The sequence below is a fragment of the Veillonella caviae genome (genome assembly GCF_003992125.1).
GTDB lineage: Bacteria > Bacillota > Negativicutes > Veillonellales > Veillonellaceae > Veillonella > Veillonella caviae.
Genome location: NZ_RQUY01000023.1, coordinates 1 through 25,440 on the forward strand (window position 1 = coordinate 1; position 25,440 = coordinate 25,440).

The 25,440-nt window shown below is 38.6% G+C and carries 24 protein-coding genes; 2 read left to right on the forward strand and 22 right to left on the reverse strand.

What is annotated here, in order from left to right; translation table 11 throughout:
• Positions 1–43: 43 nt before the first annotated feature.
• The 17 genes from tilS to EO120_RS07860 form a co-directional block, all read right to left on the reverse strand.
• Positions 44–1,162: a tRNA lysidine(34) synthetase TilS gene (gene tilS / locus EO120_RS07780; RefSeq protein WP_127134916.1), complete on the reverse strand. Its 1,119-nt coding sequence runs from the start codon at positions 1,160–1,162 to the stop codon at positions 44–46.
• Complete coding sequence (locus EO120_RS07785; RefSeq protein WP_127134917.1) at positions 1,138–2,031, reverse strand: Ppx/GppA phosphatase family protein; 894 nt, start codon at positions 2,029–2,031, stop codon at positions 1,138–1,140. Before EO120_RS07785 ends, tilS begins: the two co-directional genes overlap by 25 nt.
• A gap of 58 nt (positions 2,032–2,089) precedes the next feature.
• Positions 2,090–2,485 (reverse strand): S1 RNA-binding domain-containing protein, encoded by a 396-nt coding sequence (locus EO120_RS07790; RefSeq protein WP_127134918.1) that lies wholly within the window; start codon positions 2,483–2,485, stop codon positions 2,090–2,092.
• A gap of 55 nt (positions 2,486–2,540) precedes the next feature.
• The gene (locus tag EO120_RS07795; RefSeq protein ID WP_127134919.1) at positions 2,541–2,867 is read right to left on the reverse strand and encodes an FtsB family cell division protein; all 327 of its coding nucleotides are present in this window, start codon (positions 2,865–2,867) and stop codon (positions 2,541–2,543) included.
• Positions 2,868–3,015: 148 nt separating this feature from the next.
• A complete protein-coding gene (gene folK / locus EO120_RS07800; RefSeq protein WP_127134920.1) occupies positions 3,016–3,492 on the reverse strand; it encodes a 2-amino-4-hydroxy-6-hydroxymethyldihydropteridine diphosphokinase in 477 nt (158 codons plus the stop codon).
• Positions 3,492–3,854 carry a dihydroneopterin aldolase gene (gene folB, locus EO120_RS07805; RefSeq protein ID WP_127134921.1) on the reverse strand — a complete coding sequence of 121 codons (363 nt, stop codon included), beginning with the start codon at positions 3,852–3,854 and terminating at the stop codon, positions 3,492–3,494. The genes folK and folB overlap by 1 nt, the downstream gene beginning before the upstream one ends.
• An 8-nt stretch (positions 3,855–3,862) precedes the next feature.
• Positions 3,863–4,696 carry a dihydropteroate synthase gene (gene folP, locus EO120_RS07810; RefSeq protein WP_127134922.1) on the reverse strand — a complete coding sequence of 278 codons (834 nt, stop codon included), beginning with the start codon at positions 4,694–4,696 and terminating at the stop codon, positions 3,863–3,865.
• Positions 4,689–5,252 carry a GTP cyclohydrolase I gene (gene folE, locus EO120_RS07815; protein ID WP_127134923.1) on the reverse strand — a complete coding sequence of 188 codons (564 nt, stop codon included), beginning with the start codon at positions 5,250–5,252 and terminating at the stop codon, positions 4,689–4,691. Before folE ends, folP begins: the two co-directional genes overlap by 8 nt.
• Positions 5,253–5,260: 8 nt before the next feature.
• Positions 5,261–6,817: an ABC-F family ATP-binding cassette domain-containing protein gene (locus tag EO120_RS07820; protein WP_127134924.1), complete on the reverse strand. Its 1,557-nt coding sequence runs from the start codon at positions 6,815–6,817 to the stop codon at positions 5,261–5,263.
• A gap of 101 nt (positions 6,818–6,918) precedes the next feature.
• On the reverse strand, positions 6,919–8,067 hold the full coding sequence (locus EO120_RS07825) for an amidohydrolase (protein ID WP_127134947.1): 1,149 nt from the start codon (positions 8,065–8,067) through the stop codon (positions 6,919–6,921).
• 21 nt (positions 8,068–8,088) lie between these two features.
• Positions 8,089–9,030 carry a S66 peptidase family protein gene (locus EO120_RS07830; RefSeq protein ID WP_127134925.1) on the reverse strand — a complete coding sequence of 314 codons (942 nt, stop codon included), beginning with the start codon at positions 9,028–9,030 and terminating at the stop codon, positions 8,089–8,091.
• A 166-nt stretch (positions 9,031–9,196) separates the two neighbouring features.
• Positions 9,197–10,798 (reverse strand): peptide ABC transporter substrate-binding protein, encoded by a 1,602-nt coding sequence (locus EO120_RS07835; RefSeq protein WP_127134926.1) that lies wholly within the window; start codon positions 10,796–10,798, stop codon positions 9,197–9,199.
• On the reverse strand, positions 10,795–11,610 hold the full coding sequence (locus EO120_RS07840; protein WP_127134927.1) for a serine hydrolase: 816 nt from the start codon (positions 11,608–11,610) through the stop codon (positions 10,795–10,797). Before EO120_RS07840 ends, EO120_RS07835 begins: the two co-directional genes overlap by 4 nt.
• Before the next feature lie 10 nt (positions 11,611–11,620).
• A complete protein-coding gene (locus EO120_RS07845) occupies positions 11,621–12,568 on the reverse strand; it encodes an ABC transporter ATP-binding protein (protein WP_127134928.1) in 948 nt (315 codons plus the stop codon).
• The gene (locus EO120_RS07850; RefSeq protein WP_127134929.1) at positions 12,568–13,548 is read right to left on the reverse strand and encodes an ABC transporter ATP-binding protein; all 981 of its coding nucleotides are present in this window, start codon (positions 13,546–13,548) and stop codon (positions 12,568–12,570) included. The genes EO120_RS07845 and EO120_RS07850 overlap by 1 nt, the downstream gene beginning before the upstream one ends.
• Positions 13,548–14,447: an ABC transporter permease gene (locus tag EO120_RS07855; protein WP_127134930.1), complete on the reverse strand. Its 900-nt coding sequence runs from the start codon at positions 14,445–14,447 to the stop codon at positions 13,548–13,550. The genes EO120_RS07850 and EO120_RS07855 overlap by 1 nt, the downstream gene beginning before the upstream one ends.
• A complete protein-coding gene (locus EO120_RS07860) occupies positions 14,447–15,373 on the reverse strand; it encodes an ABC transporter permease (RefSeq protein WP_127134931.1) in 927 nt (308 codons plus the stop codon). The genes EO120_RS07855 and EO120_RS07860 overlap by 1 nt, the downstream gene beginning before the upstream one ends.
• Positions 15,374–15,518: 145 nt before the next feature.
• Between EO120_RS07860 and EO120_RS07865 the strand changes: the two genes are divergently transcribed.
• Positions 15,519–16,370, forward strand: coding sequence for a pyridoxamine kinase (locus EO120_RS07865; RefSeq protein WP_127134932.1), 852 nt, complete (start codon positions 15,519–15,521; stop codon positions 16,368–16,370).
• A 171-nt stretch (positions 16,371–16,541) separates the two neighbouring features.
• Positions 16,542–17,129, forward strand: coding sequence for a DUF805 domain-containing protein (locus EO120_RS07870; RefSeq protein WP_127134933.1), 588 nt, complete (start codon positions 16,542–16,544; stop codon positions 17,127–17,129).
• A 203-nt stretch (positions 17,130–17,332) separates the two neighbouring features.
• On the opposite strand, the gene EO120_RS07875 is transcribed toward EO120_RS07870, so the two are convergent.
• The 5 genes from EO120_RS07875 to EO120_RS07895 all read right to left on the reverse strand — a co-directional run bounded on the left by EO120_RS07875 (position 17,333) and on the right by EO120_RS07895 (position 25,399).
• A complete protein-coding gene (locus EO120_RS07875) occupies positions 17,333–18,502 on the reverse strand; it encodes a hypothetical protein (protein WP_127134934.1) in 1,170 nt (389 codons plus the stop codon).
• Between the two features lie 70 nt (positions 18,503–18,572).
• Complete coding sequence (gene cydD / locus EO120_RS07880; RefSeq protein ID WP_127134935.1) at positions 18,573–22,163, reverse strand: thiol reductant ABC exporter subunit CydD; 3,591 nt, start codon at positions 22,161–22,163, stop codon at positions 18,573–18,575.
• 331 nt (positions 22,164–22,494) lie between these two features.
• Positions 22,495–23,514, reverse strand: a complete 1,020-nt coding sequence (cydB, locus tag EO120_RS07885) for a cytochrome d ubiquinol oxidase subunit II (protein WP_127134936.1) — start codon at positions 23,512–23,514, stop codon at positions 22,495–22,497.
• The gene (locus tag EO120_RS07890) at positions 23,505–24,893 is read right to left on the reverse strand and encodes a cytochrome ubiquinol oxidase subunit I (protein WP_127134937.1); all 1,389 of its coding nucleotides are present in this window, start codon (positions 24,891–24,893) and stop codon (positions 23,505–23,507) included. The genes cydB and EO120_RS07890 overlap by 10 nt, the downstream gene beginning before the upstream one ends.
• 47 nt (positions 24,894–24,940) lie before the next feature.
• Positions 24,941–25,399: an RrF2 family transcriptional regulator gene (locus EO120_RS07895; protein ID WP_127134938.1), complete on the reverse strand. Its 459-nt coding sequence runs from the start codon at positions 25,397–25,399 to the stop codon at positions 24,941–24,943.
• Positions 25,400–25,440 lie beyond the last annotated feature (41 nt).

Sequence of the window (25,440 nt, forward strand, 5' to 3'; positions counted from 1 at the left end):
GATTTTTGACGAATATATGACGATATAACAAAAAACCGCTGTATTACAGCGGTTTTTGTTCTAATAGATATACTGATATTGTATCACATTGAGCAATAATTGTAACTTCGCGAATTTGTAAAGTTTTAGGCTCCCCAGTATTAACAATATCTTGTAATTGCTGTTGATGTGCCCATGATAATTGTAATGGTGTACATAACAGTTGCCAAATGCGCCTCTGTAGTGCTAATGGCTGTTTTCTCAATGCTCGACGTGATATACGTCGCACCATACGAACAGGCATATTAATACAGTTTTCATTATTCATATGAACCGCATAAGATGATTCAATTTCACTATTCGTATTATAAGCACTACCCTCGATCACTGTTAACTGTTCATTCACCAATGTATCATATACCAAACGAGCCGATGTTTCTATAAAATGAGTATCTTCTTTTGCAATGACTCCCATACGGCACACTGTATCTACCACATTGGGATTAATGCTTTCTAATTCAGGCATCACTAAATGACGTATACGATTACGTGTATAGGATGTATCATAATTGCTCATATCGATACAATACGGAATATTTGAAAGTTCTGCATACTCAATAAGTTCCCATTTTCTCACATCTAATAAGGGCCGCACGATAGGTATATCAGAAGTATAATTCACCACATCCATACCTACAAGGCCTTGTATACCTGCGCCACGAATGAGATGAGCCATTATCGTTTCACATTGGTCATCTTTATGATGAGCAGTCACGATATACGCATACTTTTCTTGACGCGCTATTTTTATGAGCCATTGATATCGCCCTATACGCCCAGCAGTTTCTAAAGAAATATGTTGGTCTTTTGCTAAACTAGGAATATCCATGGTTGTCCCATAAAAGGGTATCTGTAACGCTCTACAATATTCGGATACCATCTGTAGTTCTTCTATGCCTTCTGGACGTATACCATGATTCATAGTAGCCACTCCAATATGCCAATCAGCTTTACGATGCACAGATAACGCTAAAAGTATATCTACCAAAACCATCGAGTCAGGCCCACCAGAGCAGGCTATCAGAATGCGTGCATGATTAGGAAACAAATTGACATTCTTTAATGTACAATTGACGGTTCTATGTATTTTTTTGATTCCTATTGCAGTTGTTTTTCTATCCATTCTTGTTGCAACGCTTCCATTCCATCTTGCTCACTAACAAATATATGCGGTATCTCATAAGCGTCCATAAAGGATGTGAGAATTTCTGCACCACTAGTGATAATATCTACACGACCTGGCTGTAACCCTGGTACTTGTAAACGCTCTTCACGATTCATGTATCGCAAAGTCATAATTAACCCCTCTATGGTTTCACGAGATAATTTATGTCCTTGGATCAATTTAGAATCATAGGTGCTCAGCTTTAAATCCATAGCCGCTAAAGTCGTAATAGTACCGCCAATACCTATGAAATCACCAAACTCACCTTCTAGCATCATTGGATCCCACAAAAACCTTGTTTCTTCCCAAACGGCTTGAGGCCCCTCTTCCGATAGTGATTGTAAACGCACCGCCCCTACAGGGTAAGAACGACTCCAATATACATCATCACCGGAGCCAACTGCTAGTTCAGTACTGCCCCCACCAATATCGATGATTCCATAATGAATACCATCCTGCAATCGCCCTTGCAGTGCCCCTTTAAATCCGTATATAGCTTCTTCATCCCCAGATAAAATTCTTGTTTCCATAGTACAATACTGTTTGGCATGTTCTAAAAAGCTAACCCCATTTGCCGCCTCACGAACCGCACTAGTAGCAACCGCAAGAGCATGTTTAGCACCGTATGTATCTATTTTGCATTCTATGTCAGAAAATGCCTGAAAAGATGCTTCCATGGACTCTTCAGTAAGAGAACCATCACTATAACACGCCCCTAATCGTGTAGTCCACAATTGTTTTGGCTCATTATACCAACGCCCTTTTTCATAAGTACCTAACAATAAACGTATAGAATTAGAGCCTATATCTATAACTGCAAGTTTCATACTTTATCCTTTCTAACTAATACGCATAAAGAGATGACCGTAGCCATCTCTTTGTCCATTAGTCGCGACGACCGCCTCGGCCGCCACGTTTCCCTTCCGTATTTCGTTTTAAATCATGCAATCGTTCATTACTATCGCGCAAAAAAGATTTCATTTTTGCCTCAAATGCCTCTGCACTTTGTTTTGGTCGTCGATTAGGGCGACGTTCTGTAGATTTTGGTATTTCCTGTGTTTGGCGAATAGAAAGTCCGATTTTATTGCCCTCTACTGATAAAACCTTAACCTTAACCTCATCTTGCAATTGTAACACATCATTAATATCCTCTATATAACCATGTGTTACCTCGGAAATGTGAACAAGGCCAGTTTGTTGTTCTCCTAAATCAACAAAGACCCCAAATTTCGTAATGCCTGAAACAGTACCATCTAAAATACTACCAACTTCGATTGCCATTTGGCCTCCTATACCTACTACTCGAACTATACTTGATTTCATGGATAGATATACCTTATTTTACATATGGTACTTCACCAGGTTTAACGAGTCCCAATTCATCGCGAGCCACTTGTTCTATGGTCTTCGGATCCTGTAACATCGCCTTTTCCTGCTCTAACTCATCATTTCGCATTTGCAATTCATGTAATTGCTGTTCTATATGTTGTTTTTCTTGATATATAGCTACTAAACGGTATGCTTGTCCTAATAAAATCAGCACCATAACCGCCACTGCAATTCGCTTAGCCCACATGATGACAATTTCCCGATCACGAGCTGTGCGATTTGGTCGTACCCGTTTCCGTGGTACTCGTTTTTCTGATTGCGAAGATTGTTTCATGTATATCCTCAAATTACACTCACTATATATGAATATTCTTAAATTATACCATACTTATAGATTTATTGTAGCCTCTATTTATGCCATTTAAATATGCACAGTCGAAACCGCCTCGACTATATTAATTCCCATAATACCTTGATATTTCCTATCTATCCAGCGCTAACTGAGCAATACGATTACCAATTGTTTCCCCTTCATAAGTAAATTGAGGCACTAATTCCTGTAACGGTTGCAATACAAATAATCGTTCCCAAAAATAAGGATGTGGTAATTGTAATGTAGGATCATCATATACTACACAACTACCGTCGCTCTGCAACGCATAGATAATATCTAAATCAAGTGTTCGTGGACCCCAATGAATTGTACGCTCACGCTCTGCCTCTTGTTCCAACTGTTGCAATACTTTTAACATAGTATGTGGTTCTAATGTTGAAATCACCTGCCATACTGCATTAATAAAAACAGGTTGATCTGTATATCCCCATGGTTCAGTTTCTAGCAAAGACGAGGATAGAACAGAATATATTCCCTCATGCTTTTGTAGAGATTGAAACGCTGTCGTTATATACTTCTTTCGATTCCCTATATTAGATCCTACGCTAACATAGTAGGTATACATTACATTTGACCTCTTGTAGTGACAACCTCAACATAATCTAACATACCTGCAATAGGTACCGATGGTTTACGCACAGTGACAGCTACCCCCACAACACCTTGATAATGTTGGTATAATTTATCCGCAATGAGAGCGCCTAAACGTTCCAATAAATTACGACTTTCACCAGTCATAATAGCATTGACAATATTATACACCTCAACATAATTGATAGAGTCCTCTAGCTCATCAGATTGGCCCGCTTTCGTTAAGTCAGTTTTTATTTCTACATCTACAAAAAAACGCTGTCCTAGCGATTTTTCCGATTTTAAATTGCCATGGTACCCGTAAAACCCCATATTCTTTAATACGATTTTATCCATAGTGTCTCCTATTCACTACGCAACAATCCATCTGCAACAGCTAATGCCCGTTTATGCATTAATACATTATGGACACGTACCATGTCAACGCCTTGGAATACACCTGTAATACAAGCAGCTACAGTGCCTTCATCCCTCTCTTCTGGCGGTAGTCCACCTAACATGGACCCAACAAATCGCTTCCGACTAGGGGCTAACAATACAGGATATTCATAAGCAGTAATCTCACCCAACCGTTGCATAACTTCAATATTTTGTGCTTCGGTCTTGCCAAAACCGATACCTGGGTCAAGCCAAATATGTTGCGGTTGCACCCCTTCTTTCAAAGCTTTATCTACAGCGGAAAAGAAGAACGCCTTCATATCTTCGATAATATCACCATAATTAGTGTCATTGCTATTATGCATGATAATAATAGGCACATGATATTTAGCCGCTACTGCTGCCATGTCAGGATCATAATGAAGGCCCCAGACATCATTTAAGATATGCGCACCTTTAGAAAATGCATAATCTGCCGTTTTAGCATGATAAGTATCAATAGACACTGGTACAGAAGACGCCTCTAAAACAGGATCTATTAAAATGCTAAGCCGCTCGATTTCTTGTTCTGCCGTAAGTGGTGTAGAACCAGGACGTGTAGATTCTACACCTAAATCGATGACATCCGCGCCATCCGCCACCATTTGGCGAGTCCAAGCTGCCGCCAATTCTGGCGTATTATGTTGTCCCCCATCGGAAAACGAATCAGGTGTGCCATTCAAAATGCCCATAATTAATGTGTGGGCAAATAATTGCAATGTTTTTCCGTCACTCCAACTGTACTGTCTACGCTTATACATCTGCGCCTCCTAACATAGCCAATGCTTCGTCACGAAGTGTCCCCATTTCACTAAGTACACCACGACTTTCCATAGTAATAACTTGTGAGCCTTGTGGCAAAGTGCCCTTCATCAACATACATAGTTGAGTGGCTTTCACTCTTACCAATACACCCTCTGCCTGTAAATCATGAATAATAGCATTAGCAATTTCCTGTGTTAATCGTTCTTGTAATTGCGGCTTTCTACTTAGCACCGTGATAACATCGTTGAACTTACTTAGTCCTGCTACACAACCATTATGAGGTTGATATATAACATCTACGGTGCCAAAAAATGGCATCAAATGATGCTCACACATAGAGTAAAATGGAATATTCGTCACCGCTACGAGTCCTTTGTATTCCGTAGGAAATATATCTCCCCACAGTTCACGTGTTTCGCAGCCTATACCTGAAAACAATTCTTCAAATAATTCCGTTACTCGTGCAGGTGTTTTTTCTAATTCTGGTGCCTTTGTATCAACAGAAAGAGCTTGTAAAAACTGCTCAATTCCTTCTTTTGCTCGTTGATTCATAGGCCCTCCTAAACGATTTTTGTCGTCCAATCTTCAATATTCCAAATATCTGTAATCCAGCTTTCATAAAATTCTGGCTCATGGCTAACGAGAACGATAGTCCCTTTAAAGTCTTTCAAAGCTCGCGCCAATTCTTCTTTAGCATAAATATCTAAATGGTTAGTAGGTTCGTCCAATACTAATACATTGTATTTATTTTGCATCAATTTGCAGAGACGTACCTTCGCATTTTCACCACCAGATAACACGCGCATTTGAGATGTAATGTGTTCATTTGTCAAACCACATCTCGCCAATGCAGCACGTACCTCTGCATTTGTCATGGCAGGGTATTCATTCCAAATATAATCTAGCGCCGTTACGGAATTAGCTGGTGCATCTTCTTGGGCGAAATAGCCAACTTGTAAAAATTCACCTTTTACGAGTTCACCGCTTACAGGTTTTAGTAAACCTAAAATGGTTTTCAATAATGTTGTTTTACCTAAACCATTAACGCCGCGAATAGCGATTTTTTTATTGCGCTCAATTTGAAAGTCTACCGGTCTAGTTAACGGCTCATCATAACCGATTTCAAGGCCAAAAGCTTCAACGATAAAGCGACTCGGCGTACGGCCTTCTTTAAATCCAAAGGATGGTTTAATGTATTCCTTCGGCTTTTCAAGAATTTCCATTTTTTCTAATCGCTTAGCTCTAGAATTAGCCATACCACGAGTGGCAACACGAGCTTTATTACGTTGAATGAAATCCTCCATGCGTTCAATTTCTTGCTGTTGACGCTCATAAGCTTTTTGAGCTTGTGCCTTCTTCACTTCATATGCAGCTTGAAACTGATTATAATCCCCAGTGTAGCGAGTCAATACGGCTTGTTCAATATGATAAATTACATTAACTACAGAATTTAAAAATTCCATATCGTGAGAAATCAAAATAAATGCATTTTCGTAGTTTTGCAAATAATTTTGTAGCCAATAAATATGTTCCACATCTAGATAGTTCGTCGGTTCGTCTAAAAGAAGAATCGTCGGCTTTTCTAACAATAGTTTTGTCAACAATACCTTCGTTCGTTGACCTCCACTCAGTTCCGTTACATCTCGATCTAATCCGATATCCATTAGACCAAGACCAGCCGCAGTACGCTCAATAACCGCATCAATTTCATAGAATCCACGTTGCTCAAGAACCTCTTGCCATTCGCCTACTTGTTCGAGGAGTTTATTCATTTCATCATCTGATACATCACCCATTTTGTTGTAAGCATCATTGATATTTTGTTCCATCACATACAAATCATCAAACGCACGTTGTAAAACATCTCGAATAGTCATACCTTTTTCAAGTACTGCATGTTGATCTAAATAACCTACTGTTACTTGATTTGACCACTCGATTTTACCTTCATCAGGTGGCAATTTACCAGTAATGATATTAAGGAATGTAGATTTACCTTCCCCATTAGCGCCAATTAATCCCACATGTTCGCCTTTTAATAAACGAAACGATGCGTCATCTAATATTTGTCGAGCCCCAAAACCATGGGTCACATTGGATACGGTTAATACACTCATTATCTATCTCCACCGGAATAAAAGCCGCCTTATATAAGACGGCTTGGTACACATTAATTAATACTACTATTGTACATTGATTTTACTTGATATGTCAAAACTTACCCTTCAAAAGATACGGCATAACGTAAGGCTACAACAGCCATTATTTTTGCCCCTTTAATAGCTTGGGCTAAACCAAATTCTGAACCAGCAGCACAGGCAAATTCTAAGGTATGTTCCTCTAAGTGTTTACCGATATTCAATGTAGGCTGCGCCGTTGGAATTTCATAAGACACATTGCCCACGTCAGTACTACCATCAGCTTCATCATCTGGTAGTATACGCGGTACTTCCCCAAATTCTGTCATCACCTGCTGAAACAACGACAATAATCGTTCATCCTGACGCATATCTTTAAAGAGCGGTTCATAATGATGCATCTCTACAGTAGCACCATAACATGCGGCAATACGCTGAGCTTCTTGTTTTATGGCGGGTAAAATAATAGTTTCTAAATCAGATACTGTGGCACCGCGTACAGTCATGCGCAATGTAGCATGATCAGTAACTATATTAGGAGCGCTACCAGCACTAGTAAAAATGGCCCCTACAACAGCCCCTTTAGGAAATACAGAAGATTTCATAACCTTAATCGACTGATATAAATCTACAGCACAATCCAAAGCATTGATACCACTATCGGTAAGCGATGCAATATGACAAGACCTCCCATAAAAGGTTACCTCTAAAGGATGAGTAGCTAATGATGTGCCTCCTATTTCATTTTCACCACCAGGATGAATGATTAGTGCACCTTCGTAGCCTTTAAACAGTCCTGCATCTGCCATATAAACTTTTCCACCAATAGTTTCCTCTGCAGGACACCCAAAAAAGGTTGTGCCCCACTCAGTAGGTGCACTTTTACTAAAAGCGAGAGATGCTCCAACACTCATCATAGCAATGAGATTATGTCCACATCCATGTCCTAATTTAGGAAGTGCATCATATTCACCTAAAAAAGCTATTTTATAAGGCCTATCTGTACAATAATCACCACGAAGAGCTGTCCGCAACTCATCATAATCGGTAAGACCGACTTGAACGGAAAAACGATGGGCCTCCAAAAATTGACTAATATATTGAACTGCTTTATGTTCCTCTTGCCCCAATTCCGGATGTTCGTGTAAATAGGTACCTAATGATTTCAATTTATCTGCTATGCTATCAATATAGGCACAAGCCTTATCTTCTCGTTCAATTAATGTCATCGTATTTAATACGCTCACGATCTACCTCCTATAATATGGGGATACAACGATGGTATTTGAAATATATCGAAAATGCACATGAGCTCCTAAAGGCAATGTTTGGTGCGGACTGCCATGTCCAGTAGGTACATAACATACAAAAGGCTCTATCATCTCATCACTGCGATCTTCTTCCATATAACGCAACGCTTCATATCCAAGATCATAATCTCGCTCATCATCGTCCCCTTCACAATTGGTGAAAGTCCCTAACATCAGCCCTTTTATGCGACGCAACACACCTGCTAATCGCAACTGTTGTAACATTCTATCTAATTTATAAGGCGCTTCACCTACATCTTCTAAAAATAGAATTGTATTTTCCAAACTACTATCTTCTATAAAATATTTTGTGCCACATAGCATGGACAGCATCGTCATATTACCACCTCGCAATATGCCATCGCCCAATTCAGTACCTATAGCTCCACGCGGTGGTTCTGGCAGTGGTTCAACTACCTGTAGATGCCCTTCTAAAGCATGAAATAAAGCATCTATATCGACTTGTCTAGACTCCTTAAAATCAACGCCCATCGGGCCATGATAAGTAATGAGCCGGCTATATCGTTGCAATGCCATATGCAATGCAGTACAGTCGCTATAACCAATAAACGCCTTACCATAATGTCCTATAGCATCATAATCAAGTTGATCAACATACCGCATCGTTCCATACCCACCGCGAAGAGCCAATACTGCATCACAAGGAGCTGTAGTCATCATATATTGAAATTCTGCAGCTTGCTCCTTTGGTGTTCCCCCATATAAACCAGTACGATAACAGGATGCACCAAATATAACATGATAACCTTTTTCAGCACATATGGCTTCTATTGTATGTAATTCTTCATCACTACTACTAGCGGGTGCAATACAGGCAATTGTCATACCCGGTGCTAGCCGTTTAGGATATACCCAGTCCATTATTATGTCCTCACTCAATGTATCTTCTAACTACAGATATACGTACTTGACGCCACTATAAAAGCCCTAGTAATTTTAGAATGAATTTCTATGGTGCAAAAAAAGATACTATATTTATAATCTATAATACACAAAAAGACGTACTATCATACGCCTTTAGTGTATCTTATTTATATGCCTTTTTAAAGTCTACCAACCCCAATACAGTCCAGAAATAATTTTGAACGGAGCCATTTGTTACATATGGTTGTGTTGTAAAATACAAAGGTATAATAAGTGATTCATCAAAGATCATTTTTTCCGCCCTATGCATGAGGGCATCACGTTCTGCGCCGTCTGGTGTTTCCCTAATTTGAGCAATCAGCGTATTATATTCTTCATTTTCATATTGACTATCATTATCTTCAGCGGAGAATACTTCTAAAAAGTTTTGTGCATCTCCATAATCAGCTACCCAAGAGGCACGTGCTACTTGGTATTTACCAGCTTCACGATTGGCAAGGAATACTTTGGTTTCTTGATTTTGCAATTTTACATCTGCCCCAAATGCATCATGCCAAGCAGCTTGAAAAGCTTCTGCAATAGCTTTGTGTAACTCACTAGTGTTATACAAAATCGTAATTTCTGGCAATGGATGTTTTTCATCATATCCAGCTTCTCTTATTAACTTCTTGGCTTGATCTACATCTTCGTAAACTAAATCCCTACCAACTTCACGGAAATCATCTTTCCCATTGCTTTCTAACATGCCGAATGGTACAAAAGCGTAAGCCTCTTTTTTACCACCTTTAACAATATTTTTAACAATATTATGACGATTGATAACCATAGAGAAGGCCTTTCGCACCTTTGGGTCTGTGAAAGGCTCCGCTTTCACATTAAACATATAATAATAATTCCCCAACATCGGTCCAATGTATAAAAGCCCTGCCTCTTCTAATCGCTCTTGGTCCGCCACAGGCGGTTCTACCATCATGTCTGCTTCGCCACCTTCAACTAAGGTTAAACGAGTACTTTGGGATTCACTAATAGGCCAATTCATCGATTTTGTTACTACCTCATCAGCATCCCAGTAATTGTCGTTTTTAACGAAGTGCATTTCTCCATTATGTTGCCAACTAATAAGCCTATACGGACCGTTGGATATAATAGTATCTGCATTGCTTCCCCAATTTTCATTGGCCTCTACAGCAGATTTATTCACGGGATAATAGCCATGAGATGCTAATAATTTTAAGAAATATGCTGTTGGATATTCTAAGGTAACCACCAATGTACCATCATCAATAGCCTTTACACCAACATCACTAGCTTTAGCCTTGCCTGTATTATAATCTTCAGCATTTTTCAATACATATAACATGTACGCTGCGGATGCGCCTGTATCAGGGTTTAGCGCCCTTTTCCAAGCATATTCAAAATCATGAGCGGTTAATGGCTCCCCATTAGACCATTTTATATGGGATCGCAAATGAAATGTATACTCAGTACCATCATCGGATACATCCCAATTTTTAGCTACAGCTGCTTCTGGTTCACCTTTATCGTTTAAACGAACCAAACCATCAAATAGCTGCAATTGTACTGTCGCTTCTGGAGATGTACTAGACTTAGCGGGGTCCAATGTTGAGGGCTCTTGTTCTAACACATAACGTATAGTATGTTCATCAATTTGGTTAGCATTATGTCCATAACCAAAGGCAAAAGCCACTATACATAGACCAAAAGCAAGCACCAAGAATTTTAAAATGTTTCGTTTACCCATCATGGTAATGCATCCTCTACAAACTCTTTCATACGAAGACCCACTTGAGCCCCCAATTGTTTAGCTACATCATTTCGCACATGACTCATTAACATAACAAAACAAAAATCACCATTCATCGTTTCTAATATACCCGCATCATGTTCTACATTTTCTAAAGATCCTGTTTTATGATGAAATACCACATCTTCGCCCCAGTGAAATGGCAAAATATCCCTAAATTGCTGGCGTCCCAAGATAGACCACATTTCATGACCTTCTAAGGTATAGCGTAAATTGTATATATGATGAAGCAACTTAGCCATATCAAGAGCTGTAATATAATTATCACGCCCTTCTTGTACAGCAAGAGTATCCATCATAAAGCGATTGATTTCAAAATGCTCTAACCCTAATTGGTGGGCTCTAGCATTAATATATTCCATTCCCAAAGCTTGTATGAGTAAATTCGTTGCCCAATTATCGCTAATCACCATCATTAAACGGCATAATTCCAAATACGTAAAACTATGATTCCCCATCAGTTCTTGTAATACACCAGCCCCTGCTACGCGAGGACTACGGCTAAGAGCAATTGTATCATGCAAATCAAGCTGACCTTCATAGGCTAAATGAAATACATATTCTAAAATCAATGTTTTTACCATACTGGCGCCAACATGAATCATAGTTTCCTTAAAAGCAGCTACAATTTGCGGTTCTTCTCCATCACTTAGACGCGTTACCACATAGGAAATAGTTCCTGTAGGAGCTACATTACAAATAACTTCCTGTAACTGCTTCTCTAAAGATTGTCCAACGATTAATTTTTCCATAAATCCCCCGTTATATGTGCCAACAAGCAATGTAACGATCCATCCACGGTTTCAATGGCGGCCGTTGATCAAAACAACGGCCTTCCGCTTCTGGACAACGAGCACTAAATAAACATCCTTTTGGTGGATGTAGTGGGCTGCTCGGTTCCCCTCGTAAGGGTTCCCCCAAAGGAGCCCGCGGTAACAATTGCCCAATCATATTCACCAAAGCCTTTGAATACGGATGTTGTGGATTCTCACAAACATCGCGGGCTGAGCCAACTTCCATAACAGCCCCTAAATACATAACCGCCATACGATGGCTAATGTAGCGCACCATCGGTAAATCGTGAGAAATAAATAGATATGAAATGCCATACAAAGCCTGCAGTTTTTCAAGCAATGTCATAATTTGTACTTGAATAGATACATCTAATGCAGAAATCGGCTCATCTAAAATGATACTCTTCGGTTGCATAATTAATGCTCGTGCAATACCGATACGTTGTCGCTGACCACCAGATAATTCATGGGCATATCGTTCTCCATGAGCCACAGTAAGCCCCACCTGTTCTAATGCTTCTTTAACGCGAATACTGCGATCTCGCGGCGTATATTGGGAATCTAATTCTAGTGGTTCCTCTAATATAGTATGTATTTTCAAACGAGGATTTAATGATGCATACGGATTTTGAAATACCATTTGCATCACGTTTTGTACTGCTTTTCGTTTTTTGTAAGGGTCTATCTTATGACCATCAATATAAATGGAACCAGATGTAGCCTGATGCAATCCCATCAATGTATACCCAAATGTAGATTTACCACATCCAGACTCACCTACGATACCTAGTGTTTCCCCTTCTTCTTGAAAAAGGCTCACACCTTGCAATGCATGTACTATTTGCTTCGGTTTAAATAAGCCGCCAGATAAGGTAAACTCTTTAACGAGATTTTCCGTCTCCCATATATATCCCATTAAAGTCCCTCCAATTTTGCTAACCAACAAGTATATTCATGATGATTGCCAACAGTAGATATCATTGGAATTTGTTTGCCACAAATACGCATAGCCCATTTACAACGAGGGGTAAAGGAACATCCTCGCGGTAATTCATATAAATCCGGTGGTTGACCTTCAATCGCTTTTAATTCACCATGCCATTTTTCTTGTGGCAAAGACATGAGTAATCCCATGGTATACGGATGACGTGGATTATTAAATATATCCTCTACTGTAGCAGATTCTACGCATTTTCCAGCATACATAACCATAACACGATCACATAATTGCGCTACAATTCGTAGATTATGAGAAATAAAGATAATACCAATCCCCAATTCTACTGCCAAGTCTTGTAGCAATCGCAAAATCTGCGCCTCTGTAGTAATATCCAACGCCGTTGTAGGCTCATCACAAATAAGAATGTTAGGTCGTCCTGCTAGAGCCATAGCAATACATACTCGTTGACGCATACCACCACTCAATTCATGAGGATATTGTATCAATCGTCGCTCAGGACTAGATAACCCCATTTTAGTCAATATATCAAGAGCGATTTTCCGTGCATCATATTCTTTGCCATAAGCATGACTGCGATGAATGACCTCGTATATCTGTTCACCAATGGTCAAAATTGGATTCAAAGAAGTCATAGGATCTTGAAAGACCATTGCAATCGTAGTACCACGCAATTCATTCCAGTGAGATTCATCAAATCCTAAGCAATCTTTACCACCTATAGTGAATCTTTCCGCCTTAATATTAGCTTGTTTTTTCGGCAACAAACCCATTAAAGAACTAACCATTACAGATTTACCACAACCAGATTCTCCTACAATACCTAGTACTTCACCAGAATGCAAAACGATATCTTGATTGCGCACAACCTGTAGTGGCCCCCTAAAGGTATCAATAGTAATAGACAAATTGCGTACATCAATTAACATTTCGCTCATTATCTGTCACCTTCCTTAGGGTCAAAAATATTGCGCACCCCATCACCTAAAAATACAAAGCCTAACATAGTAATGCTAATGGCTAAAGCAGGGAATATTAACTGAAATGGATAGGAGCGCATACTACTAATCCCTTCTGCTGCCAATACACCCCAACTTGCCATCGGTGCGTTGACACCTAATCCAATAAAGCTCAAAAATGCTTCTGTAAAAATTGCTTCTGGAATTGCTAATGTAAGGGTAATAATAATAGGCCCTACACAGTTAGGTAAGATATGGCGCCATAAGATTCTCCACTTAGGAATCCCCATAGATTCAGCAGCTATAACATATTCTTCTTCTTTTACTTTCATAATCTGACTACGCACAATACGCGCCATATTAAGCCAATATGCAATACCAAGGGCTGCGAAAATAGAAGTTAACCCAGGACCAATGATAACCATTAATAAAATAACATATAGCAATAGTGGAATGCCGTATAACACGTCTACAATAGCCATCATGATGTAATCAACCTTGCCCCCAAGATAACCAGATACACCACCATACATAACGCCAATGACAAGATTTAATAAGCCCGCCACAATGCCAATAGTCAAGGAAATGCGCGCACCATACATAACGCGCGTATAAATATCTCTCCCCAGTGTATCAGTACCAAACCAATGTACTAAACTAGGACCTTGATTAGCCTCTAGTAAGGATTGATCTGCATAGGAATAAGGAGAAACCATAGGGCCTATTATAGCAAGTACAATCATAGTTATTATAATACAGGCACCAATCACAGCCAGTCGATTTCTTTTAAAACGTTGCCACCAATTAGGTCTAACTACAAAAGAGACATCTCCTACATGCGTATCTCGTTCAATAGGCAAAAAGTCATCTCTATTCATTATGCCTCCTTCGTTGTCGCTACCCGCGGGTCAATTAATGGATATAGTAAATCTACAATAATATTTAAAGCCACTACTAAGGCACTGTAGAAAATAGTAATCCCCAAAATAACTGTATAATCACGATTATAAATGGATGTCACAAAATACTGTCCCAAACCTGGAATAGCAAAAATAGTTTCTACAATAAAACTACCAGTTAGTAATCCCGCCGCCAAAGGTCCCAAATAAGTAATAACAGGTAAGATTGCATTGCCCAACGCATGTCGAATAAAAATTGTCCAGGCTCCTAAGCCTTTTGCGCGAGCTGTACGAATATATTCTTGTTGATATACATCAAGTAAAGCACTACGCGTCAATCGAGCGATAAATGCCATTGGTTGTGCTGCTAATGTTAGGACAGGCAAAATCATGTATTCAGGACCTCGCCACAATGCAACGGGTAACCATCCTAATTCAAAGCCTACCACATAGACAAACACCGCACCAATAATAAAGGTCGGTACAGACATGCCCAATGTAGACACAAAAGTAATAATATAATCAACTATGCTATTAGGTCGCAATGCACTAATAGCACCCGCTGCAAGCCCACCTACCACAGCAACTAGCAAAGCTAATAATCCCAATTGAGCCGAAATAGGAAATGCATCACCAATAATATCGTTAACCGTGCGGCCTTCATATTTATAGGAAGGACCCAAGTCACCAGTAATCACATTGGCTAAATAATCTGTATATTGAGTAAATACTGAATCTTGCAAATGATATTTTGCTTCTATAGTCGCTTTAACTTGTGGTGGTATTTTTTTCTCATCTGTGAAAGGTCCGCCTGGTATAGCATGCATTAATACAAAGGTAATACTAATGATGACCCATAATATAATAAAAGCGCTACCTATGCGCCGTAAAATATACCTTGTCATTCTAATCGCCTCCATGCAATAGAAAAACCATTCTACTGTACTATATATAAATTATACCATGCCTTGTGATACAGCAATACAGCTTCATTTACAGGTATTACCAAATACAGTACAATAAGATACATAAGAATATACGGAGGATACCATGAATATACCTACACATACAGTGCCAAGAATTTTAACAATTCAAGATATGAGTTCTATCGGTCGTTGCTCTCTCACCGTTATGCTTCCCATCATCAGTGCCTTACGGTGCCAAGCCGTGCCATTAGCAACAGCAGTCCTTAGCAATCATCTCGAATATCCACATTTTGAATTTGTCGACTTATCCGATCATTTGCGAGATTTTATGGACTGTTGGGAGAAAAATGAAATTGATTTTCATGCTATTGTAAGTGGATTTTTAGCATCCCCAGAACAAATCCACCTTGTGGAAGAAGCCATTAATCGTTTTGGTCAAGATAAAATGGTCATCGTCGACCCTGCTATGGCTGATGATGGGAGGCTATATTCTATTTACACCCCTGAAATGGTTGTAGCTATGCGCCATCTCGTGAGCCGTGCAGATATTGTGAAACCCAATTATACGGAAGCCTGTTTCCTATTAGACAAACCATTCTCTACCAATACCATCACTACCGATGAATTACATCAAATGTGCTATGCTCTACATCAACTAGGTCCGCAAATGGTCATCATGACTAGTGTACCTGCTGCTACAGAAAAGGCTACTATCGCGATTTATAATGGTTTAACAGACACTCTCGATACATATTCATTACCACTTATCCCTGTGAAAGCAACTGGTACCGGTGATATATTTACCTCCGTTTTATCTGGCGCCATTATGCGTGGTTTGCCACCACAAAAAGCAGCACAATTGGCTATGAACTTTACTACAAAATCCATTCAAGCTACAGTAACTCAAATTCACTCCATGAAACATGGTATTGCCTTTGAACTAGTATTACCAGAACTACTTCAGTTAAAAATATAAAATAGTATTATGTACTATAAATCATTTTAACCACCAACCAACATAATACGGTAATATATATTATTGAACATATGTAGTACCTCATAAGCTATGCAAATTGTCCAATCCTATAGTTCATGATATACTAAGTGTTATAAACATCGATATAATTCATTAGATAAAGGGGGCTTTATGGATTTACTCTATCCTGTGCTACGAACGGTACTCATATGCTTAGTAGGATTTTGTATAGCCTTTCAAGGACGCCGTATGGGCTATACGATTTTCAATCTATCAGGCCGCTTAAATAGACTACAATTTTTTATACTCTTTATAACGCTCATGATGCTCTATTATGCAGTAGATATCATAGAAGCACGACTATATGACTATATAATAAGTCTCCCCGCTTACTATGGAACACGCATTTTCATTGGACTATTACAAACCCTTTTATTTCCACTAAGCTGTGCCTTATTCGTCCGTCGTGTCCACGATATTGGATTTAATGGTTGGGCCGGACTACTATGGGCAGCCATTATAACTTTTATCAATACCTATGTAGCTGTCACACCTATCAATTACTTCTTAGACCTCTTCGTGTGGTTAATTGGTTTCTTGTTCTGGATATTACCTGGACAACACGAACCTAATCAATATGGATATCCACCTTTTATGAATCGACCAAATGATATAGAAGATACAACGACACTAAAAACACTAACCCCAGAGGAACAAAAAGTACGTAAAATCGTACGAAACCGACGTAAGAAAAAATAACACACTTCGTTTTACCATACGAATACATATCTATTAATAAATAACGGGCTGTAACAAAACAGCACCTCATAAAAATAGAGAGTAGTTAATCATTAGCTACTCTCTATTTTTTATGCAAAAAGGATCCCTAAGGATCCTTTGGGACTCTTAATAGATTGAGATACGTAGAATTTATCTAAACATGTTTCATTCTATAAACCTAATCAATTTATTAAAAGCATTAATTCAATTAAAGTGCAACCAATATAGGCAATAATAAATTTTACCTTTTGCTTACGCGCTCGATCATCATCTGCTAATTTTAAACGATTCGCTAAGAATCGTTTATCACGAATTTGTAATAACAAATGCTTGATACGTACTTCCCGTTCAGAAGCGCTACATTCGTCACAATCACTATTTAAAGATGCCTGTTGCATGAAGATGCGTCGATGCAATTTACGTAATTGAATCTTGATATTATTATGTACAAATGCGCTTTGCCATTGTTTCCGAGAATCTACATACATATACACATATCGCGGAATATTCATAACTAAAAATGAAATAATAAATATCCCAAGAGATATTAAGAAATATGTAGAAAAAGAAAACTCTAACGTTTCAGTAGGCAAATAGTGATGCAATATAATAAATGTAATCCATACGCCAACAGGTAGTAGCAATACTGCAGCAATATCGATAGAACGAACCCAACTAGTTCTCGTTGGTACATCTGGCACCGCAAAGGTATCTACAGGATCATGGAAAGCATAATAATCAAGTTGTAAAACAGATTGACTCGTCTTTGGATTGCCTAACAAAATGGGTCCTTCACTGCCTACGCGGCGTTCAGGGAAGGGAATAAATTTTTTAATCCTTGAATTTGGCATTAAATCGAATTGAATAATTCCTTTTTTCTCAAATCGAACCGTAGACCCTTGATGTCCAATCGAAATGGGATTAAAAAATATTCCAAATAAGCTAAGGCACCAGTTGCCTAATAGATGTAAAATAGAATTTAAAATAAACCCACCTGTATCTATATTATTTGTATCTAATTGTATGGCAAAGGACGATGAATAATCATCGAACCATACATCTTCTAAGGTAAATTCCACATTAATCACATTCCCCCATTTAGTTATAATGGATAGGAACACCTGATTATTGGGTTCAAATTCAAAAGTAACCGAATAGAACAACCAATGATTTCGAAGAGCGGCTCGCAACATGCGATTCACCATGTCTTCTTCTATATATAATAAGCGATGATCAAATAACTCTCGCTCAAGAGGAGCCACAACAACTTGTGACTCCTCGTTTATAATAGAGGTACGGTCGTTTAATGCTTCATCCACCAAAGAACGTAATTTGGTGAAGATTCTTGTCATACGAACTCCATTACTTACTTGTCATATAAGTATATTTCTAAACAATATACTTATATCATATCATATTATCTTAAATTCCTGCCATAGATAAACGACAGTATTCATAAAAGGCACCTCGTTTGTTGATAAGTTCTGTAAAAGTTCCATCCTCTACAATAGTGCCATTATCCATAAATATAATGCGGTCCATCGATTCTAAACCTTCTAAGTGATGTGTAATATACAGCAATGTTTTATTTTTGCAAAACGCCATAATCTGATTATGCAGTTGTTTACGTAACACTTGATCAAGACCCTCTAGCGGTTCATCTAATAATACTAACGATGGATTCTTTAAGAATAGTCGTGCCAATGCTACCCGTTGTCGTTCTCCTCCACTGAGTCCAACGCCGCCATTCCCTACTATGGTAGCTAAACCTTGAGGTAATTTATGCACAACTCCCGTTAGACCAGCAGCATCTATAATACCTTGTAGTTCTGCGTTAGATGCATCCGGTTTAGCAAGTCGAATATTATCTTCTAACGATGCATGAAATATATATGTATGTTGTGTTATAGTACCTAATAATAGGCGCCAAGATTCTAGAGAAATATCTTTTAAATCAATATTCCCTATTTTGATGGTGCCGCTATAGTCATAAAGACGTTCAAGAATAGAAAATAAAGTAGTCTTGCCAGAGCCACTAGCACCAACAATAGCCACCTTTGCCCCCTTTTGTATGGTCATACTTAATCCATCATAAATAATTTGATTTGCTTCATAAGAAAATGTGACAGACTTAAATGTAATAGTTTCTATATTTTCAACAATAAACTCCCCTATATGTGTAATTGGTGGCTTTGCTTCCTTAATAGCTAACAAACGATTCACTGCAAGGCTACTTTCATAACCATGGTGAACGGCTACTAACATGGGTTGTAGGGATTCAAACCAAGCCTGTATACCAATTGCGCAAACAGCAACCATCACACTAGTCCACGGTCCTGATAAGGTTTGAGCTGCCAGTATAGCAGCAATAATGACAACGAGTTGAACAATGGCTAAAAATAATGTATTTCCAACATTCATTCCCCTATCAATCCGCTGCACATGACGCTCCGCATCATGCATATAAGTATGTAGTCTATCTATAGTAGATTGAACTTGATTGTAACTAATAATATCTTCCATACTTTCAAGAACATCACTTAAATAGGATTTCATCTGCCCTTGTGATTGGCTAATAGTAACCAAGGAGTGCCGATGATAACAATAAATACTATAAGGTAATATAACCCCCGCTATCATAGCCGCTGTCCATACCAATAGAGATAAATCCCTGTGTATCGTACCTACACCATAGGCTACTAAAATGGTTAATAGTAGTGCTGACAATGGTGGCATCAATGTGCGAAGGTAAAAAAACTGTAATACCTCAATATCTGCCATTATACGCCCAAGCATATCACCAGCACCCCACTTACGAAAAATAGCTGGTGCTAATGGTTCTAATTGGGTATAAAACCATACTCGCAATCCATATAAACCTTGAAATGCCATTTGATGAGATGTATATCGTTCAAAATAACGACTTACCGCACGGCTAATGCCAAAGAATCGAACGCCAACAATAGCAAGACTTAAATAAGTAATGCCAGGTTGTAATGCAGCTGACGCTAATAGCCAGGACGACACACTTAATAGTCCCACATTCATACCTACTGTTATGAATGTAAAAAATAAAGCAAGCACTAGAGACCATTTAGCAGGACTTAATACCGATAGTAATAAGATCCATCCACGAAATCTATTTCGTTGTGACTCTACAGCTACACTTGCATCGATCTGTGTAGTCTTAGTACCACTATGATTTACTACTATATCAATTGCGTGAGTTCCCCTATCTATCTCATGCTTTGCAATATGAGTTTGGGATTGTATCGTATCTATATGATATTCATCATTATACTGAAGATTAAATTTCCCTATACCAGCCATCACTAATTGGTTGAAATAACCATTTTGAGCCATTAATTCATCATAAGTGCCTGATTCAACGGATTGACCATGATGGAGCAAGATAATCTGTTTAGCCCAATGCATAGTTTGTAACCGGTGTCCAATGAGAATGACGATACGATTCTTCATCAATCTCTCTAAAGCTCTACCGATGGCAACTTCTGTTTTAATATCTAAATGAGCAGTTACTTCGTCTAGAATTAATACTTGTGGTTGTTGTAAAAAGGCACGCGCCAATGCAATGCGTTGCAATTCACCACCACTAAGGCCGATTCCACCTTCACCGACTATAAAATCTAAACCCTTACGAGTTACTACATCTACTAACTCTGCGTCGTTAATAGCTTCCCATAGCTGTGCATCGGATATAGTGCGCCCAAAAGTAATGCAATCTCGTAAACTCCCTTTCATAATATGAGGTTTTTGCGATACATATGCAATTTGATTGCGCCACCAGTCTAAGGAAAGATCATTTATGTCATAAGTATTAACCAAAATAGAGCCCTTTGGTGCCTGCAGAAATCCGCCTAATAAATGAGCGATTGTAGATTTTCCTGCACCACTTTCACCAACCAATAAAAGAGGCTCATTTCGTTTCACTGTAAAAGAAATATTTCGTATACCATTCTCTGTACCATCATAAGTATAAGTAAGATTGTTGAAAGTAATCTCTTGCAAAGGTGCCGCAATATGTTGATTGCCACCTGTTGGCAATGAAGATGGTTTATTCATAAACGCATCAAATTTCTCTAGAGATGCTTTACCTGACATACCTGTATGAAAAGCGGATCCCAATTGTCTAAAAGGAGTATAAAACTCAGGTGCTAATAAAAGAATAAAAAAAGCTGGAAAAAAATCGATAGAACCATCAAGCAAAGTTAAGCCTAAATATACGGCAACGATAGCCGTACTGATTGTGCTAACCAACTCCAACACCAAGGCAGAAATAAATGCCACACGCAACACGCGTAAAGTAGAGTCTTTAAACTCTTTAGATAATCGACTGATAACTTGAATTTGTTCCACGCTACGACCAAATACCTTTAATGTCGTAATACCACGTAACACATCAAGAAAATGACCAGATAGAAAACTCATGCGTTCCCATTGCTCTTGATTCATCTTTTCAGCTTGTTTCCCAATGAGAATCATAAAAAATGGTATAAGAGGCACTGTTCCAAGTAAAATAAACCCTATAATCGGCAAAGTGCCCATAATAGCAATGCCCATCACTAAAGGAATCATAATAGCATATATAATTTGAGGAATATATCTTGCTATATACGCATCTACTTGATCTAGACCTTCTGTGATCAGATGAATCGTATCTCCTTGAGTTTCCCCTTTTTGAATACCCCGTTTAAAAATATGTTGTAACGCTTCTTCCCGTAAACGTGCTTTCACAGAAACACCTAAAAGTTGGGCATTATGCTCTTGAAAGTACGCACATACTAAGCGTAATGCCACCATGATAAGGAGCACTAGAATATTCTGTAATTCAAATTCTAGTGTAGCATCAGCAAAAATAAAATGGTCTATAATTGTTGCAAAATACCACGCCTGACCTACAATACTAAGACTATTACCTATACTAGTAAACAATAATAGGATTAGCCGATTTCGTTCACGACGCATTGCAGTAAGTGCTGTTTTTTGAATCATAAGAATTCCTTTATAAAAAATGATACACCTATGCATACAAATAAGAATACACAATATAACATCTATACATTGTATAAATTGATAAATCTGTATAATGCTTACTAATCTAAATTTATCAATATACTATATTCATCATACCATAAAAAAGAGACTCTTTGTCAAATGCGTCCACTTTTACGATATCAATTCAACATTTGACAAAGAACCGAAAAAGAAGCGTACCGCTATATAAAACCTCACTGAAAGCAGATATACATTATCTACATCAGTGAGGCTCTATAACGATACGCCTATGCTAGAAAAATTTCAATGCAACAATTCTAATATGCAATTAATAATGAAGGTCTTTTTCTGTTACACGATGGCGGAAAATCCAGTATACCCATATTTGGTAAGCCAATACGATTGGCACAAAAATGAGTGCTACTACAGTCATCAACGCCAATGTATAGTCAGAGGAAGCTGCATTGGTAATAGTCAAGCTCCACTCAGGGTTTAAAGAAGATACCATAATACGAGGGAATAAACCTGCAAAATATGCCGCAGTTACAGAGATTACAGATAAAGAGCTAAATACAAATCCCCATTTTGTGTTGCGTGTACGTGCAGCGCCCCAAGAGACAAGAAAGAATACGATAGCTAATGCAAAACATACCATAGCTAATACAGAGTTAAATAGGTCTGTATATACATAGGTAGCTACAACTAATGCTAATGCACCAATAGCAGTTGGTACACCTACTACCAAAGAAGCTGCACGGGAGCGTTCAGAAATAGCCCCTGCTGTTTTGATGCAAGAGAATAAGCCACCATGATAGGTGAAAAGCAAGATAAACGCAATACCACACAATACAGTATAAGGACTAAGAAGATCCCAGAATGTACCTACATAAGTCATAGTTTCATCGATTGGTGTACCTTGGATAAGATTACCTACCGTAACGCCCCATAAAAGAGCTGGTACGATAGAACCGATAAAGATACAGTAGTCGAACACTTTACGCCATGTGCGATTAGGGCTTTTAGACCGAAATTCAAAAGCTACACCACGCATAATAAGTACTGCAAGCATCAAGAATAGTGCCAAATAGAAACCGCTAAATAAAGTAGCATATACATGTGGGAAGGACGCAAACAATGCACCACCAGCAGTAATCATCCATACTTCATTACCATCCCATACAGGACCTAAGGCATTAATCATTTGCCGACGTTCCACATCGGTTTTGCCGATAAACGGAAGCAAAATGCCGGTGCCATAGTCAAAGCCTTCCAATAAGAAAAAACCTGCAAAAAGTACGCAAAGCAAGATGAACCACACTACATTGAGGTTATTCATAATTAGTTCCATAATCTTGCCTCCTCTTTTTCTTCTACATGGTAAATCGTTTGTCCATCAGGACCTTTTTTAATATGCTCTACAGCAAGGTAGATAGCTGCAATAGCAGCTAAAATATATACCGCAGTAAAACCAATAATTGTAGTCATAATTTCAGGCGCACCTACCGCTTTAGATACACCATCAGCTGTGGTTTGTAAACCGTATACGAGCCAAGGTTGACGACCTGCTTCAGCGACAAACCAACCAGTAGATTGAGCAATATACGGTAATGGTAACATCCAGAAAATAATCGTTAAGAATCGTTTATTTTCAACCAATTTATCTTTTGCATTTAATACTAAACCAATGAATGCTACTAATAACATAATAGAACCAGTAACAACCATAACACGGAATGTCCAGAAAATAGCAACTACGTCTGGAATATAATTACCAGGGCCGTATTCTGCTTCTGCTTTTGCTTGTAAATCTTTAATACCTTCTACTTTACCAGATGTGAAGGAATTTTGTGTTAAGAAAGACAAGCCACCAGGGATTTCAACAGCACTTGTATTTTCTTGCTTTGCTGTATCGATATTTGCAACTAAGGAGAATGGAGCTGGATTCTGTGTTTCCCACAATGCTTCCATAGCTGCCATTTTCATAGGTTGCTCTTTTGTTACATATTGACCTTGATGATGACCTGCTAATGCACCTAATGTACCTGCTACTAGTGTAATAACAAGACCCCATTTAATGGACGTTCTATAGAAGTCTATATTGCTTTTGCGAATCAAATGCCATGCACTAACAGCCATAATGATAACACCAGCAGTCATGGAACCATTAAATGCGATATGTGCAAATTGTCCAGGTATATACCCATTAGAGACAATAGCTGCAAAATTATCCATCTCTGCACGTCCATTGTTAATTACATAACCTACTGGGTGTTGCATGAAAGAGTTTGCCACGAGAATCCAAAAAGCAGATAGATTAGTACCGATAGCCACTAAAGTAGCTACTACAGCATGAGCCTTTTTGGAGAGTCGCTCCCAACCGAAAATCCACGCCCCCATAAATGTTGATTCTAAGAAAAATGCCGTTAATGCTTCAAGGGCTAATGGTGCACCAAAAATATCCCCCATAAATCGAGAATATTCAGACCAGTTCATACCGAAATGAAATTCTTGAACGATACCTGTTACAACACCCATAGCAAAATTAATAAGAAATAGTTTCCCCCAGAACTTTGCCATTTTCTTATAAATTTCTTTACCGGTGCTAACATATGTCCATTCTAAAATAGCTACAATCACCGTCATACCTAGCGTAAATGGTACAAATAACCAGTGGTAGATAGATGTTAGCGCAAACTGTAGTCGAGCTAAATCCAGTGCTTCAAACATGTGTTTTCCTCCTTAGAATTAACTACAAATACACACTTGATGAGTTCTTATCCCTTATACTGTGGCTTATAAGCCTGTAACTCTTCTAAAATCACACGTTCTCGAGCGGCCAGTTTGTCAAAGGTAACACTTTGCATTTGCTCTACTAACTGATTTTGAATAACGGCCATCGCCTCGTTCACTGCACAATGTCCCATACAAGATTTTGAACAAGAACCAGCATCATACAAACAACGTTGTAAATACGCTTCCCCTTCCACGGCTCTAATGATATCGAGCATTGAAATATCCTTTGGCTCGCGGTTCAATGAAAACCCGCCATCTACGCCACGGAATGATTTCATAATTCCCGCTGCAATAAGGCTACGCATAATCTTTAGCAAAAATCGCTCTGGAATCAATTCTTGCTCAGCTAACACACCGCCAGTTACCTTCTGACCAAATGGTAACATAGACATGTGCAAGACCATGCGAAATGCATAATCTGTGGCTTGATTTAGCTTCATAAGGTCTCCTTCCTTCTACCTTGGACTTACGTATTACTATC